Source organism: Arthrobacter sp. 01T425 (genome assembly GCF_056398725.1).
This window is the reverse complement of the sequence record NZ_JBFTPY010000010.1, coordinates 96,995-112,477: the sequence shown is the minus strand read 5'-3', so window position 1 is coordinate 112,477 and position 15,483 is coordinate 96,995. Positions and strand designations below refer to the sequence as shown.

The 15,483-nt window shown below is 65.6% G+C and carries 13 protein-coding genes; 4 read left to right on the top strand and 9 right to left on the bottom strand.

Annotated features, from left to right (window positions below; all coding sequences use genetic code 11):
* Positions 1 to 58 precede the first annotated feature (58 nt).
* A complete protein-coding gene (locus tag AC1DNG_RS12590; RefSeq protein WP_476887549.1) occupies positions 59 to 1,396 on the top strand; it encodes a helix-turn-helix domain-containing protein in 1,338 nt (445 codons plus the stop codon).
* A gap of 7 nt (positions 1,397 to 1,403) precedes the next feature.
* Here the strand turns inward: AC1DNG_RS12590 and AC1DNG_RS12585 are convergent, their stop codons facing one another.
* Complete coding sequence (locus AC1DNG_RS12585; protein ID WP_476887469.1) at positions 1,404 to 2,327, bottom strand: hypothetical protein; 924 nt, start codon at positions 2,325 to 2,327, stop codon at positions 1,404 to 1,406.
* 18 nt (positions 2,328 to 2,345) lie between these two features.
* Positions 2,346 to 2,933, bottom strand: a complete 588-nt coding sequence (locus AC1DNG_RS12580) for a DUF6318 family protein (protein WP_476887548.1) — start codon at positions 2,931 to 2,933, stop codon at positions 2,346 to 2,348.
* Positions 2,934 to 3,201: 268 nt separating this feature from the next.
* Here AC1DNG_RS12580 and AC1DNG_RS12575 point away from each other — a divergent pair, with 268 nt between their 5' ends.
* From AC1DNG_RS12575 to AC1DNG_RS12565, 3 genes are all read left to right on the top strand, one after another.
* Positions 3,202 to 3,636, top strand: coding sequence for a pyridoxamine 5'-phosphate oxidase family protein (locus AC1DNG_RS12575; protein ID WP_223915503.1), 435 nt, complete (start codon positions 3,202 to 3,204; stop codon positions 3,634 to 3,636).
* Positions 3,637 to 3,754: 118 nt separating this feature from the next.
* Complete coding sequence (locus AC1DNG_RS12570; RefSeq protein ID WP_476872089.1) at positions 3,755 to 4,246, top strand: very short patch repair endonuclease; 492 nt, start codon at positions 3,755 to 3,757, stop codon at positions 4,244 to 4,246.
* 133 nt (positions 4,247 to 4,379) lie between these two features.
* The gene (locus tag AC1DNG_RS12565; RefSeq protein ID WP_476887468.1) at positions 4,380 to 4,736 is read left to right on the top strand and encodes a hypothetical protein; all 357 of its coding nucleotides are present in this window, start codon (positions 4,380 to 4,382) and stop codon (positions 4,734 to 4,736) included.
* On the opposite strand, the gene AC1DNG_RS12560 is transcribed toward AC1DNG_RS12565, so the two are convergent.
* The 7 genes from AC1DNG_RS12560 to AC1DNG_RS12530 form a co-directional block, all read right to left on the bottom strand.
* The gene (locus AC1DNG_RS12560; protein ID WP_476887467.1) at positions 4,733 to 6,085 is read right to left on the bottom strand and encodes a 5-methylcytosine restriction system specificity protein McrC; all 1,353 of its coding nucleotides are present in this window, start codon (positions 6,083 to 6,085) and stop codon (positions 4,733 to 4,735) included. The genes AC1DNG_RS12565 and AC1DNG_RS12560 overlap by 4 nt on opposite strands.
* Positions 6,078 to 8,309 (bottom strand): McrB family protein, encoded by a 2,232-nt coding sequence (locus AC1DNG_RS12555; RefSeq protein WP_476887466.1) that lies wholly within the window; start codon positions 8,307 to 8,309, stop codon positions 6,078 to 6,080. Before AC1DNG_RS12555 ends, AC1DNG_RS12560 begins: the two co-directional genes overlap by 8 nt.
* A 68-nt stretch (positions 8,310 to 8,377) precedes the next feature.
* Positions 8,378 to 8,722, bottom strand: coding sequence for a hypothetical protein (locus AC1DNG_RS12550; protein WP_308288878.1), 345 nt, complete (start codon positions 8,720 to 8,722; stop codon positions 8,378 to 8,380).
* 59 nt (positions 8,723 to 8,781) lie between these two features.
* Positions 8,782 to 9,213: an acyl-CoA thioesterase gene (locus AC1DNG_RS12545; RefSeq protein WP_476857118.1), complete on the bottom strand. Its 432-nt coding sequence runs from the start codon at positions 9,211 to 9,213 to the stop codon at positions 8,782 to 8,784.
* A 149-nt stretch (positions 9,214 to 9,362) separates the two neighbouring features.
* Positions 9,363 to 11,438 (bottom strand): ABC transporter ATP-binding protein, encoded by a 2,076-nt coding sequence (locus AC1DNG_RS12540; protein WP_476887465.1) that lies wholly within the window; start codon positions 11,436 to 11,438, stop codon positions 9,363 to 9,365.
* Positions 11,435 to 13,168 (bottom strand): ABC transporter ATP-binding protein, encoded by a 1,734-nt coding sequence (locus tag AC1DNG_RS12535; protein ID WP_476887464.1) that lies wholly within the window; start codon positions 13,166 to 13,168, stop codon positions 11,435 to 11,437. Before AC1DNG_RS12535 ends, AC1DNG_RS12540 begins: the two co-directional genes overlap by 4 nt.
* 308 nt (positions 13,169 to 13,476) lie before the next feature.
* A complete protein-coding gene (locus AC1DNG_RS12530) occupies positions 13,477 to 15,474 on the bottom strand; it encodes an MDR family MFS transporter (RefSeq protein WP_476887547.1) in 1,998 nt (665 codons plus the stop codon).
* Between the last annotated feature and the right edge of the window lie 9 nt (positions 15,475 to 15,483).

Sequence of the window (15,483 nt, the reverse complement as noted above, 5' to 3'; positions counted from 1 at the left end):
GACGGCGGCAGGGACCCAGCCGGGTGCGACGATTCGAGGGCGAGTTGAGGGAATGAGCATGCGGCAGGGCAACGGCCCCATCACGCATCCCTCGGACCTCAGGTTTTCTGCACCGGCGGAGTACGCCCGAATTCTCCGGGCGGCGCACGAGACCACGATTTCTGGCACTCCGGATCCGCACCTCTCGCCGTCGCTTATCAAGTCCTGGCAGCGCTCCCTGGCTCTGGGCATCAATCCGGACCAGCACCGGCCCCTGCACCGGCATGAAGTCTCCGAGGCGCGATCCCTCAGCGCCGGCCATCGGTTGGCTGCGGTGATGCCGGCGCTGTCACAGCTTCTAGCCGATGAGACCGTGACCGGACGCCATCTGCTGATCGTCACCGACCACGAGGGCGAAGTGCTGTGGCGCGTCGGCAGCAAGCAGGCCTTGCGGCTCGCGGACTCGCTGGAGTTCGTGGAGGGCGCCGACTGGTCCGAATCAGGGGTGGGCACGAACGCCATCAGCGAGGCCTTGGTGACGGGTGCGCCGGCGCAACTTTTCTCGGCCGAGCACCTCGTGCGGACCCACCATGACTGGGCTTGCACCGCATCCCCCATTCGCGACCCTTTGACCGGCGACATCGTCGGCGTCCTGGACGTCTCTGGCCCGTTCGAATCGGTCACGCCGGACAGCCTGCGGCTGGTGCGTTGCGGAGTGCGGCTCGCAGAGGAGCTGCTGAAGTCGGCCCCGTTTCCCGACGGCGGCGTCGGGCGCTCGGGGCAGCGGTCCCCGGGTGGCGAGCGGGCACTGCGCGACGGCGGCGCCCGACCCCAGCTCGTGCTGCGGCTCCTGGGGGACGCGCCATCCGCGGCGGTCGACGGCGGCATCAGCCGTCCGCTGACTGTGCGCCGCGCCGAGATCCTGGCCCTGCTGGCCTCGCGTGATCAGGGCTGGAGTGCCGAAGAATTGGCGTACGAGATCCATGGCGATGCGGGCACCGGTGCGGCGATCCGGACCGAGATGCACCGGATCCGCGCCATTCTGGGCGATGTCCTGGAAGCGAACCCCTACCGATTCTCTTCAACCCTCAACGTCGTGACCGACGTTTCCGACGTGGCCGGTCATCTGCGGGACGGTCGGGTTGCCGAGGCGTTCGCGGCGTACCCTTCAAAACTGCTCACCCGTTCGGTCAATCTGGCGATCGGGTTCATGCGCGACGAGCTCAACACGGCCGTGGGAGCTTCCGTCCGGTCAAGCGGTGATGCCCGGCTGATGCTGCAGTGGTGCACGAGCGACATGGGGTCCTTCGATACGGCGACTGCGGCTGCCGTGGCTGCTTTTATGGGGCCGGACGACCCGCGTTGCCAGCTCGTGAATGCCCGGATGGAACGGGTGGACCGGGAATTGCGAGCCTAGCCACGGACTAGGGCGGCGGCGGGGCGACCCCCGGGCAGCCTTGGCCTCGGGGATTCTGCAGACACGTGTCTGCGTAGTTCCTGGTGATAGTCCGCCAGACACTGACGGTCTGTGGCGGCGAGCTGAATTGCCCTTGGCCGGGGATGGGCAGCGGCGGTCCGCCATTGACGGAGTAGGTTCCCTGGAAATGCGTCGTCAAAACCACCGGGAAGTCGCCGGTCTGGGTGTACACGTGACTCGTCAGGGTCTTCTCGCCCCAGCGATCCTGTGGAAGCGGTCCGCCGGCCACCGCTTGCGGGCCGAGAGAGGTGCCGTCGCCATAGCTCCAGGAGTACTGGACCGGCTTAGCGGTGACGTGGACGGCCTGGGCCAGGATTGTGATGTCGAACTGCTGATCTGCTGCGCTGGCGAAGAAATTGGTCTCGGCGCCCCGGAGCGTGTTGGGGCTGGGTTGGGCCGTAGACAGTCCCGCAGTTATCGGAAGCCGCTGGAACTCCCTCTGGATCATTGCGGCAATTCTGGGCAGCAAATCCGCCGGCCGGGGATCGAAGAGGCACGTCGGGCCGGAGTGAAATGACCATGTCGGGTTGGGTACGCCAGCCGGCGCTTTCAGCCAGATAACGGGAATGCCGGCCTTTCCGTCTGGGCCGTTCGAACAGTCCACCGCGGCGGCGAGACAGCCGGCGTCAAAGTCGCCTCCGCCCAAATGGCACTGGAGCTCGTATTTGTACTGGAAGGGGTCGGCAGATACAGACCCGGGTTTATTGCGAACAAACGTTTTCAAAGAACTGTCCCACGCCCATCCGTTGACGTTGACACTGTCTGGATGCCAATCTCCGAAGATGTCTGGATCATCGGCACGCGCCGCGTTGACCCCCAAAGCTGCGACCATAGCCGACACGACCAACAGCATTTGCGCGATTCGCGACATTCTGGATATTCGCATTTCTCACGCCACGATTCTGCCGACATCGACGAGGCTCCAGGCGCCGTTCTTGAAGGCTACAAACAGCAAATTTCCGGTGTCATCAGGTTGCGGATCACGGCGAGCGATAGAGCCGTCGGCCCGCACATACGTCAGTGGCGTCTGGTGGGCCTGAACCACAACTTGGTACGTGGCCTCAGCGCTCTTGGTGAATTCTGTACTTATGGAAGGAGTTAATATTTTTCCTCCCACGAGCCAGCGCCCTTCCGAATGCCATGCTTGAATAACACTTTTGGCCTTTTCGCATGCTTCACATGCCGATGAGGTCACAGTCTCTAGAGTCTTCAACTCGCCTGATTCATACCCGTAACTGAGAAGGCTGAACCAATAGCTGGCGAAGGCCATCGCGCCTTCCTTCGTCTCCGCCTTCGCAGCTTCCGGCAACTCGGGTACAGGCACGTTCTGCGCCTTGCCGGTCGCGTCGGCGGGCTTGTAGCTGGCAGTAGGTGTCGGAGTTGCGATCGGGGTGGCCGGCCCTGAGGGACTCTGCGAAGCAGCCGGTGGAGATCCGGGAGGCGGCGTTCCACCCTCGCTGCACGCTGTGGCCGACATCAGGGAGATCGACACCCAAGCGACCGCACAGGCTCGCCAGGGACCGGAAAGCGAAGTGCGAGAGGTCATGGTCAGCTACTCCCCCGATAGAAAATCAAGACGATTGAAGCCAATTTGTGGCTTAAGGGTAACCGAGATCACATTTTGCCGGTCAAAATTATCCACAGGCAGCATGTGCCCGCCCCTCGGACCGGCAGAACACCCCGGCAGTCCCTTGCCAGTCCTTTAGCCCCTAGCCAGCGACGGCCTGATTCAGAACAATGAACCCATGATGTTCGAACACGAAGACGGCAATCCGATCCTTACACTTGACGACGACCAAGCCTGGACATTGATTGAGGGCACAAAGCACGGCAGGCTCGTGGTCACCGTGGCCGGAGAACCCGACATTTTCCCGGTGAACTACGCGGCCAGCGGCCGGAAACTGTTCCTCCGCACCGCCCCGGGAAACAAACTGGCCGAGCTCACCATCAACTCGAAGGTACTCTTCGAAACCGACGGAATCCTGTCCGACGAAGCATGGTCAGTAGTCCTGCGCGGCACTGCGCGCGTGCTCGACCAATCGGCGGATATCGCCGACGCCGAGGCCCTCGGGCTGAAACCGTGGGTTCCAACGTTGAAGGACTTCTACGTCGAAATTACGCCGACGTCGCTCAGCGGACGCCACTTCCAGTTCGGCGAACACCCGGAGCGCGAAATCTAACGCCCGACGGCGGCTGCCGGCCCGCCGTTCCCCGGCCCGCCGCCCCCGGTCCGCTTCAGACCCGCGCCCCGAGGCTGCTGCCCGGCGCCAAGACTTGGCGCCCGCCTAGACTTAAACAATGGCGGACAAGCTGACTCCGGAGCGGCGCAGCTGGAATATGTCCAGGATCCGGGGCAAGAACACCAAGCCGGAAATGCTGGTCCGCAGGCTGCTGCACGCGAAGGGATACCGCTACCGCCTGCACGGCACCGCGGGCGGCGGCAAACTTCCGGGCAACCCCGATCTCGTCTTCGCCGGCCGCCGTAAAGTCATCTTCGTCAACGGCTGCTTCTGGCATTTCCACGACTGCCGGGTGGGCCAGCACGCACCCCAGGCAAACGCCGAGTTCTGGGAAACCAAGCGCACGCGCACCCGGAACCGCGACGCCGCCCAGCGGCTTCAGCTCGAACTCGATGGCTGGGAAGTCCTCACCGTGTGGGAGTGCGAACTGAAGGACCGATCGGCGTTGGAGCTCCGCCTCGATGCCTTCCTCCAGGGCCCTCCCCTCCACAGTCCTTTCCTGCACAGCCCGGCCCGGCCCGGGACGAGCCCTCCTGAGGATCTTCGCTGAGCAGCAACGCCCCGCGTGTCGCGCGGCCCACCTCCGGTGCAGGCTGAACGACCTCAGCTAATATTCGACTCCGGGGGCGATAGGCATTATTCGGTCAGTACCAACGCGTACTGCAAACACGGGAGAGCGCACGATGCCGCACTTGCTGATGTCCAATGACCAGCCCGAAACGGCTGCTGCGCCAACAGATTCCAGTCCCACAGATTCCAGCCCCACAGATTCAGACCCCACAGTTCTGCCGTTCCGTCGCCTCGGCCACACGAGGCTCCACAGCTTCCGGCCCCGCCCGCTCCGCGGAGCGAACCCGGATCTGGAGCCGCTGCGCCGGCAGGCGGCCTCGATCATTGATGAGGTTCTGGCTGGCACCAACCCGGAAGAAGCTGACGTACGGGAGAAACTCCAGTGGCACGTCGCCAACAACCCGGGCCAGCCGGAAAAGGCGCTCCTGGAACATTTGCGGACAGTGGCCGACCAGCAGGAATCCGCCTAGCCGGCGGACCTGTCGATACTGGCCTGCCGGAGCACTTCGCCCCACGACTGCTGGGCAAGATCTGCCACGGCGGCCAGGATTTCCGACGGCGGTAGCGACAGATCCAGCGGGAACTCAACAATGTCGATGTCGGTATTGAGAATTCGGCGCAGCTTGATTTCCCCGGCTCCCGGGTAAACGATCCACGCCGTCGGCACCCGCAAGGATGTGCAGTAGGCCAGCATCCGGTAATGGTCGCCCGAAAGGGACGCGCCGACGTCGGCCGCGGCCTTGTACTTGGCGTCGTACACCATCACGGGCCGGCCGCCGAGGAAGTGGACGGCACCGGGCTGCACCACAATGCGGTCCGAGTCGCGGACGGCCTCGTTCAGCAGGGCGTTGTAGCGCAACCGCATTTCTCCGGGGTAGGCGGCCATGGCTTCGCGCAGGGCTGTTCCCACGAAGTCCTCGAACACCTTTGCCATGTCCACCACGAACGACGCCGACTGCTGCTTGCCGTCGCCGGCCTCCGCCGACGCGTTCCGCAGGATCAGTTCGGCGAGCCGAAGAGCGGCGTGGTAGCGGGTGTTCATCCGGCTGGGCCGCCACTGCGGCAGCGGCGCGCCGGATTGAAGGCGCGTCACGGCGTCGAGCTGTCCCTTGAGCTGGCGCAGGCGGCTCAGGACTTCCGGCCGAACCCGCGGCACCTGGGACATCCGTTCCAGTGCGGCGCGCAGAATCCGGTTCTCCGCGATGTCCTCGGTGAACTCGTCGTAGGAGACTTCCAGCGGAACCAGCATGCCGGGCCGGCGGGAAATCTGGTCCGACATCCGGATCCGGCCCTTGACGGTCCGGAGGGATTCTTCCACCATGAGATACCCCTGCAGCACGCCGCGGCTCAGCGCCCGGTCAGCGAGCTGCGCCAGGGATTCGGCCAGGGCGCTCCAAAGGTCGGCATGCTCCACCGCGGCGACAGAGTCGTCCCGGAACCCCTGGTCCCCCGCGTAGCCGAGCAGGAACAGCAAACGGCTCAGACCGAGCCGACCTTTCGGTCGCACCTCCAGCTGAACGGCGGGAGTGCGCACCGAGCCGACGGTCCCCACCGGTTCGACCCGGTACAGGCCCATGCCCATCGGCGAGGCCTTCGCCAGGCCGCTGGCGTTGACGTAGGCGGCAGTGTCCGGATCAAGCCGCTCCACGACGCCGACGGAGAGTTCGTCGAGGACAATGTGCCGGCAGGCCTCCGCCCCGCCGCGTCCGGATGAACCGCGCCCGGCCGGACCGGCTCCGGATGAACCCCGGTGGTCCGAGGCCTTGCGGTCCGACGAACTGCGGTCCAGCGCTATGGCGTCTCCGGCCAGCCTAGGCATGCGCCAGGCGGCCCAGGAGTTGTTCCAGTCCGAACCGTTCCTCGAGCTGGGCGCGGTTGAGTTGCCCGTGATAGTGCTCCTCCAGCAGCGGCATGAGCTCGTATTTCCAAATTCTGCGCAGGCCCTTAGGCGTCTGCGCGGACTTCTTCATGAAGTACGAGGGACCGATCATGAGGTCGCGGTCCCACTCGTCGATCGCGTCGTTTAAAGCGTCAAGCAGCAGGGCCGGGGTCGTGTCCAGGTCACGGGCTTGGAGGAAGCGCAGCAGCGAGCCCTTCACCGGTTCCGTCTTCGGGTGCAGCTCGATGAAGGAGAAGCGCCGCCGGATGGCCGCGTCCATCATCGCGATGGAGCGGTCCGCGGTGTTCATGGTGCCGATGATGTAAAGATTGTCCGGCAGGGTGAACGGCTCGTTGGGGCTGTACTGAAGGTAAATCCGGTCGTCACGGTATTCGAGCAGGAAGTACAGCTCGCCGAACACCTTTGCCAGGTTGGCCCGGTTCATCTCGTCGATGATCAGGAAGTACGGTTTGCTCTCGTTCCCGGGCTTGGCCGCTTCCTCGGCGAGCCGGCGCAGAGGTCCTGCCACGAGCTTGAAGGACACCTGTCCCTCGTCCGTCTTGTCCGGGCGGAAGCCCTCGAAGAAATCCTCATAGGCGTACGACGGGTGGAACTGGACCAGCTTGACCCGCTCGTCCGTGGTGTCGCCGGCGAGCTCGGCGGCGAGGTGTTTGGCGAGGTACGTCTTGCCGGTTCCCGGCGGACCGTAGAGCACCAGCTGCCGGTTCTCCTCGAGGAGTTCGGCGATTTCCTGCAGCGGCTCCAGGTCCATGTGCAGGGACGCGGCGAACTCCGGCGTCAGCGGCCGGAACCCGTCACAGGCCGGTTCGACGGCGGCATCCGGCGCGGCGCCGTCGCCGTCCTCGGCTTCCGCTTCAGCCGGCAGCAGCGCCTCGAGCGCCTGGATCACGCGGGTGATGTCCACGATGTTGCCGGAGGTGGTCAGCTGGCGCTGCACGTGGCGGGGCAGGCCGGTGGCGTCGTGTTCCTCATCGAACCAGCGGACCTTGCGGCGGAGCTGGCGGTTGTCTTTGGCATGCTCCGGTTCGCCGAGGACCACGCCGATCCGGACCTTGCCCGAGCTCTGGTGGAGCGCAAGGTCACCCGGCTTCATGACGGTCAGGAAGGCGAATACTGCGGTCTTGGTGTCCTCACGCTCCACGTAGCCGAGGTGCTTGTAGTCCTCGTCAACGGCATTCTGGACCAGCCCCGCGGAGACGCCGGGGTCCAGCAGGCGGAGGTGTTCGACGTCGAGCGTCACCGCTTCCTCGTCCCGCCACTCCCCCAGCAGCTCGGCGTTGTCGTGGTGGGTGCGCAGGAGCCAGGCGCGGCGGCCGGGGTCGCCGACCTTCCGCCACTGACTCACCAGCTGGCGTGAGTACCAGTCGATCCGCTGCCCGGCCTGCTGGTCCAGGTGCAGGCGGATCCGGTGGATGTCCGCCGAAATGTCCTCGTCGCTGTCCCCCTTGGCCCCGCCCACGAGGGAAGCGAAAGCGTCACGGATCTCCTGCCGTTCGACATCGGCCACCACGGGTTCGAAATAGCTGGGCCAGACCAGGAACTCAATGCTGCGGCGGATGGCCGGCTGGTCATCCGGGGTGCCGGCGACCAGCCGGTGGAAGGCCAGCGGATCCTTGACCGCGGCCTGGACGACGTGGGCCGGCCGCTGTGCGACATGCTGCACGAAGCGGCAGAGCCATTTCAGGTGGTCCCAGATGGTCCAGTTGAATTCCGCGGTGCGGTCCCGGATCACGCCGTGGTCCGTCATGCCCGCGTAGAGCTCGTCGGGGAGCTCCAGCGCAGGCTCCAGCCAGGATGCCGCCTCGGCGACGCGGGCCCGCTTGACCTTCAGCGACTTGACCTCGTGGGCAAGCGGCAGGGACTGGAGGAAGAGTAGCTCCACGGCCAGTTGCTTCGCCCCGCGGGTTGCGTCTTCCAGGTTCTGGCGCAGGTTAGTCATCATCGGCGCCTTGGGATCCGGAACGCCCCGTTCGAGGCGTTCCAGCAACTCTGCGGCAGCCTGGACGGACCACGTTTTGGTGCGGCCGTCCAGGGGGGACGCCTTGCCAAGCAACCCCGGGCCAAGCACAAACCACGCCGCGTCTTCAATCTCCTTGGAGATACCGAGGGCGCGGTGCAGGGCAGGCTTCTTGGTTGGGGTCATACGTTCAATTTACAGGCTTAAACTGAACGCGCCCATTTAACGCCGCCCCTAAACTACCGGCCAGTAGATTATGGACGGGCGGGCAGCAGACCCGATTTCGCGCCGGGCCGACGCTTCACGCCGAAGGTGAAATACGTGGCCGGACCGATGAAATTCACCAGCGTGGCAAGCCGCCACATGGCCTTGCTGCCGCGGATCTGCGCAGCCGGGCGTCGGCTGATGTCCGTCTGGGCTGCGACCAGCAGCGAGAGTTGGACGATGCCAGCGGAGATGGTTCCGAACCGTGCCATCGGCGAGAGTTCGTTCCACTTCTTCTTGCGGGTGTGCTGCTTGTGGATGTTCTGGTGCAAGGTGTTGCCTAGGTTGTGATGCATGTTCTTGTGCATGTCTTTGCCCATGTTCACGGCGACCACGCCTCCTTATGCGTCGGGATTGTTCATTCTAGGAGCCGTGCCGGGAACCGGAACAGAGGCTATGGGACCGGGTGGGCGCGGGTGTGGGGAGCCATCCGGTCCTTCTGCTCCGGCGTCAGCCGCAACACCCGGCCGGTTGCCTCGTCCACAAAGGCAAGATGGCTCGTGGCCCGGACACAGTCCTCCCGCGTGACGGGATCCTGCACCAGGTAGTGGATGTCGAAGCTGGCGCCCTTAACCGCCCCGATCCACAACTGGACGACGGCGGGCACGTTCCGGTACTCAAGGGTCCTGACGTACCTGATCTTGTGCTCGACGACGAGCGCCAGCGTCCCTTCCGGAATTTCATTGAAGAGCGGCACCAGCGGTTCGGTTCCCGGCAGCCCGGGACCCCGGGGCGGGCCGAAAGCCGCGATCCGTGCTTCTTCGAGGATCCGGACAATCTGGACGTTGTTGATGTGCCCGTAGGCATCCATATCGCTCCAGCGCATCGGCACCTCCACCTCGAGGCGCCAGGGCTCCGTGGATGTGTTCTCCTCAGCGGGTCCACCCTTCCCGGCGGGGCCTGCGGCTGTGCCTGCGCTCTCCCTGCCGGGCCCGTTCCCGCCGGCTGCGCCCTTCCCGGCGGGGCCTGCGGCGCTCAGCTGTGCACCGCCGTCGCGTCCTCCGCGGAATCCGCCACGGCAGAGTCTGCGTCCTCACCGGCGAACTGGGACATGTACAGCCGGTAGTACGCGCCCTGCAGGGCCAGCAGTTCGGCGTGCCGGCCCTGCTCGACGATCTGCCCGTCCTCCATGACAAGGATGGTGTCCGCGTCCCGGATGGTGGAAAGGCGGTGGGCGATGACGAAACTGGTGCGCTCCGTCCGCAGCGCCGCCATGGCCTTCTGGACCAGGGCTTCGGTGCGGGTATCCACGGAACTCGTGGCCTCGTCCAGGATCAGCAGCGACGGGTTCGCCACAAAGGCCCGGGCGATGGTGATCAGCTGCTTTTCGCCGGCACTGACGTTGTTGCCCTCTTCGTCGATCACCGTGTTGTAGCCGTCCGGCAACGCCCGGACGAAGCGGTCCACGAACGTGGCCTTGGCCGCCGCCATGATCTGTTCTTCGGTGGCGTCCAGCTTGCCGTAGCGGATGTTCTCGTAGATGGTTCCGCCGAACAGCCAGGCGTCCTGCAGCACCATACCGACCTTGGCGCGCAGCTCCGAACGGCTCAGCCGGGTGATGTCCACACCGTCCAGGGTGATGCTGCCGGAGTTGAGCTCGTAGAAGCGCATCACGAGGTTGACGAGGGTGGTCTTGCCCGCCCCGGTCGGTCCCACGATCGCCACCGTGTGGCCGGGCTCGGCAGTGAAGGACAGGTCCTCGATCAGCGGCTTGTCCGGCGTGTAGCTGAAGGTCACGTGCTTGAACTCGACGTGCCCGTCGGTCTTCGCCGGGAGGTGCTCGGTGGCGGTCTCGGCGTCTTGTTCGTCGGCGTCGAGGAATTCAAAAACCCGCTCGGCGGAGGCGACACCGGACTGCAGCATGTTGGCCATGCCGGCCATCTGGCCCAGCGGCTGGGTGAATTCGCGCGAGTACTGGATGAACGCCGTGGCGTCGCCCAGGCTCATGCTGCCCGAGGCCACGCGCAGCCCGCCGACGACGGCGATCCCGACATAGCTGAGGTAGGAGACAAACTGCATGACCGGCATTATCGTGCCGGAGACGAACTGGGCTCCGAAGCTGGCCTTGTAGAGTTCCTCGTTGCGCTCGTCGAAGCGGGCCAGCATGTCGGCGTCGCGGCCGAACACGCGGACGAGGTCGTGGCCGGAGAACGATTCCTCGATCTGGCCGTTGAGCTCACCGGTGTTCTTCCACTGGGCGGCGAAGAGTTTCTGGCTGCGGGCGCCGATGATGCCGGCGGCCACGCCGGAGAGCGGCAGGGCGACGAGGGCGATCAGGGCCAGCTGCCAGGACACGATGAACATCATGATCACGATCCCGATGACCGTCAGGGCCGAGTTCACGAGCTGGGCGAAGGCCTGCTGGAGCGCCTGCTGGATGTTGTCGACGTCGTTCGTGACACGGGAAAGGATGTCGCCGCGCTGGCGGGTATCGAAGTAGTTCAGCGGCAGCTTGTTGAGTTTCTTCTCGGTGTCATCGCGCAGCGTGCGCACCACGCGCATGACCAGCACGTTGAGGACATAGCCCTGGAGCCACAGAAAGATGTTGGCGACGAAATACATCACCAGCACCACGCTGATGAGGAACGCGAGCTTCTGGAAATCGATGCCGGCGCCCGGCACGACGTCCATCTTGGCCAGCATGTCGGCGAAGTTGTCCTGGCCCTGGGAGCGCAGTCCTTCGATGAACTGTTCTTTGGTGGCCCCGGCCGGGAGCTGCTTGCCGACCACTCCGGCGAAGATCACGTCCATCGCCTGGCCCAGGATCCTCGGGGCAATGACGTTGAGGACGACGGCGACCGTCACCATGGCGAGCACGGCGGTGATGCCGGCGCGCTCGGGTTTCAGCAGTCCCATGAGCCGTTTGGCCGAGGGCCAGAAGTGCTGGGCCTTCTTGGCCGGCACGGCGCCGAACATGCCGCCGTCGGCCTCGCCGGGCGTGTACTCCTCCTCGATGAAGTCATCTTCGATCAGGTCGGTGGCGTCCGTATCGGCAGCGGCCTGGCCGGCTGCGGTGGCCGGCGTGGTGGAGACTTTCTCGTTGGTGCTCATGCCACTGCCTCCGCGCTCAGCTGGGATTCGACGATTTCCTGGTAGGTGCCGGAGCTTTCCAACAGTTCCTCATGTGTTCCGCGATCCACGATCCTGCCGTTGTCCAGCACGAGGATCTGGTCCGCATCGGCGATGGTGGACACCCGCTGGCCGACGATGATCACCGTGGCATCGGCCGTCTTGGCCTTGAGCGCCCGGCGGAGCCTGGCGTCGGTGGCGACGTCAAGGGCCGAGAACGAGTCGTCGAACAGGAAGACCTTGGGTTCGGTGACGAGCGCGCGGGCGATGCACAGCCGCTGCCGCTGGCCGCCGGAGACGTTGGTGCCGCCCTGGGCGATCCGCGCTGCGAGGCCACCCTTCTTTTCGCGCACGAACTCCGCGGCCTGGGCGACCGTCAGTGCTTCCCACAGGTCAGAGTCCGTGGCCTCGGGCTTGCCGAAGCGCAGGTTGTGCTCAATGGTTCCGGAGAACAGGTAGGGCCGTTGCGGCACCATGGCCACGCGCTGCGTGATCTCGGCGCGGTCCAGCTGGGTGACGGGGACGCCGTCGAGCAGGACCTCGCCCGACTCGGCGTCGTAGAGCCGCGGGAGCAGGGCCAGCAGGCTGGACTTGCCGGCGCCGGTGGAGCCGATGATCGCCACGGTCTGTCCGGGCTCGGCCGTAAAGCTGATGTTGCTGAGCACGGGAGCCTCGGCGCCGGGGTAGGCGAAGGTCACGTTGCGGAATTCGACGCGGCCGGCCTTTGACGCAGGCGCCACCGGGGTGAGCGATTCGTGGATGGAGGGTTCGACGTCGAGCACTTCACCGATCCGGTCGGCGCAGACCGAGGCGCGGGGAATCATCATGGCCATGAAGGTGCCCATCATGACGGCCATGAGGATCTGCAGGAGGTACTGGAGGAAGGCTGTCAGGGAGCCGACCTGCATCTCGCCGGCATCGACGCGCTGGCCACCAAACCAGAGCACGGCGGCCGTGGAGATGTGCAGGATCATGCCGATGGCGGGGAACATCAGCACAAACAGGGAACCGATCTTCAGCGAGACGTCGGTGAGGTCCTGGTTGGCCGCGCCGAAGCGCTCGGCCTCGTGGGGTTCGCGCACGAAGGCCCGGACCACGCGGATGCCGATGATCTGCTCGCGGAGGACACCGTTGAGCCGGTCGATCTTCTCCTGCATGGAACGGAAGAGCGGCATGAGGCGGACCACGAGGTAGCCCACCACGACCACGAGCAGGGGCACGGACACCCAGACGAGCCAGGACAGGTTGAGGTCCTCGCGCAGGGCCATGAAGATCCCGCCGATGCACATGATAGGTGTGGCCACCATGAAGTTCAGCGCCATGAGCATGAGCATCTGGACCTGCTGCACATCGTTGGTGCCCCGGGTGATCAGGGTGGGGGCACCGAAGAGGTTCACGTCCCGCGCCGAGAAGCTGCTCACCTTGCGGAACACGCCGCGGCGCAGGTCCCGGCCGAACGCCATCGCCGCCTTCGAGCCGAAGTAGACGCCGGCGATCGCGGTGGCCACCTGGATCAGCGCGACGCCGAGCATGACGCCGCCGGTGCGCCAGATGTAGTCCGTGTCGCCGCGGGAGACGCCCTCGTCGATGATCTGGGCATTGAGGCTGGGGAGGTACAGAGCCGCGATGGTCGAGGCCAGCTGGAAGATGACCACAGCCGCGATGTATGGCAGATACGGCTTGGAATAGCGCCGCATGAGGGTAACGAGCATGCCCACGAGTCCTTACGAAGACTGAATTATAGGGAGACCAAATTATGGGGAGAGCAAAGTATGGGAGAGCTAAATAGTGAAGATTATTGGAAGGCTGATTGGAGACTAGCCCATGGGACCGACAGCCTTAGCCACCCAACTCTACGAAAACCCTCGCCCGGGAGGAACATCGGGAGCTCAATATCATCCAAACGGCGTACTTAAGCGGCTGCTGTGGTCTCCCCCGCAACCGTCTCGCCGCACGAAGGCCCCGCAGCCGCCGCTCGGGCGGCCGCGGAGCCTCTGCGGTCCGGTACTGTGAGCCGGCGCTACTCGGTCCGGTGCCGCCCATGGGTGGCGATGTAGTCGGCAGCCGCGCGCTGCATCTTGCGCTGCTTGGCGAGCTGCCGGCGCAGGGCCGTGAGCTCCTCGGCAACCCGGGCCTGTTCCGCGGCGATCGCACGCTGCTCGGCGGCCTGCTCGTGCACGGCGCGCAGGGCGTCCGCCAGCAGCAGCTGCTGCTCCGCGAGGAGCCGCTGGGTCTGGAGCATCACAGGTACGACGTCGGCGGCTTCGGGCCGGTCCTCGGCAACCAAGGTCCGGGTCCGCTGGCGGGCGGCATCGGGGAAGCGGGATTCGGCGCGCTCCCGGCTGAGCACCTCGATGAATTCCCGGTCCAGGTCAACGATGCCGGTTCCGCCGGCGGGCGAAGCTGCCTCGCCGGCGTCGTTCCCTGTGTAACCCGTGTTCCCCAGAGCCGGGGCCGTGGCACCGGCCATCGCGGCCATTCCGGCGTCCGGGGCGTCCCCTGCGAGTTCGGCGGGTTCCGGCCGGACGTCGACGGTGCGGCGCAGCGGGCGTTCCTTGATGAACAGGATGGCCACCAGCGCCACGAGTCCGACGACTGCGGAGATCAGGAAGACCTCGGCGATCGCGTCGCCGTAGGCGGCACGCATAATATCGCGGATCGGTGCCGGCATGTCCTTGAGGTCCATGCTGGCCCCCGCGGATCCGGCGGGAACCTGGATGCCGGCCGAAGCCAGCCCCTCCACGACGAGCTCCTTGACCCGGTTGCCCAGCACGGCGCCGAGGACCGAGACGCCGATCGCACCGCCGACGGACCGGAAGAAGGCCACAGAGGCGCTGGCCGTGCCGATATCCTTGGCCTGGACCGTGTTCTGGACGGCGAGGACGAGGTTCTGCATCAGCAGGCCCAGGCCGACGCCGAGGATGGCGGTGTAGATACCGGTCAGCCACAGGTCAGTGGTGTGGTCCATGCTGCCGGCCAGGCCCAGGCCGCCGATCAGCAAGATGGCGCCGGCCACGAGGTACCGCTTCCACTTGCCGGTGCGGCTGATGAGCATGCCGGAGGCGACCGACCCGATGAGGTTGCCCGCGATCATGGGCAGCGTAAGCAGGCCGGCCTCGGTGGGGGTGGCGCCGCGTGCCACCTGGAAGTACTGGCCAAGGAAGGTCGAGGAGCCAAACATGCCCACTCCGACGGCCACCGAGGCGAGGATCGCGAGGGCGGTGGTCCGCTCAGAGATGATCTTGAGCGGGATGATGGGCTGGGCGACCTTGGATTCCACCAGCACGAGCAGGCCAAGGAGCACGATGCCGCCGCCCACCATGGCGACCGTCTGCCACGACCACCAGTCGTAGTAGTCGGGATTGCCGGCGAAGGAGACCCAGATGAGCAGCAGGCTGACGCCGGAGGTCAACAGGATGGAGCCGAGCCAGTCGATCTTGGCGGGGCGCTTGACGTGCTGGATCTTGAGCGTGACCTGCAGCAGGATGAGCGCGACCACCGCGAGCGGGACGCAGACGAAGAAGGTCCAGCGCCACCCCAGCGGGCTGTCGACAATGAAGCCGCCGAGCAGCGGGCCGCCTGCCGTGCCCACGGCCATGACGCCGCCCATGTAGCCGGAGTACTTTCCGCGGTCGCGCGGCGGAATCATGGAGCCGATGATGGCCTGGGCCAGGGCGGTGAGGCCGCCCATGGCGATGCCCTGGATGACACGGGCGGTCAGCAGCAGCGGGATGGTCTCGGACAGGCCGGCCATAACGGAGCCCGCCACGAAGATCACGATGCTCAGCTGGACGAGGACCTTCTTGTTGAAGAGGTCCGCGAGCTTGCCCCAGATCGGGGTGGTTGCCGCGTTGGCCAGGAGCGCGGCGGTGATCACCCAGGCGAAGTCCGTCTGGGTGCCCTTGAGTTCGGACATGATGGTGGGCAGCGCGTTGGCGACGATCGTGCTGCTCAGGATGGCGGTGAAGAACGCCGCCAGCAGCCCGGTGAGGGCCTCCATGATCTGGCGGTGGGTCATCGCCACAGG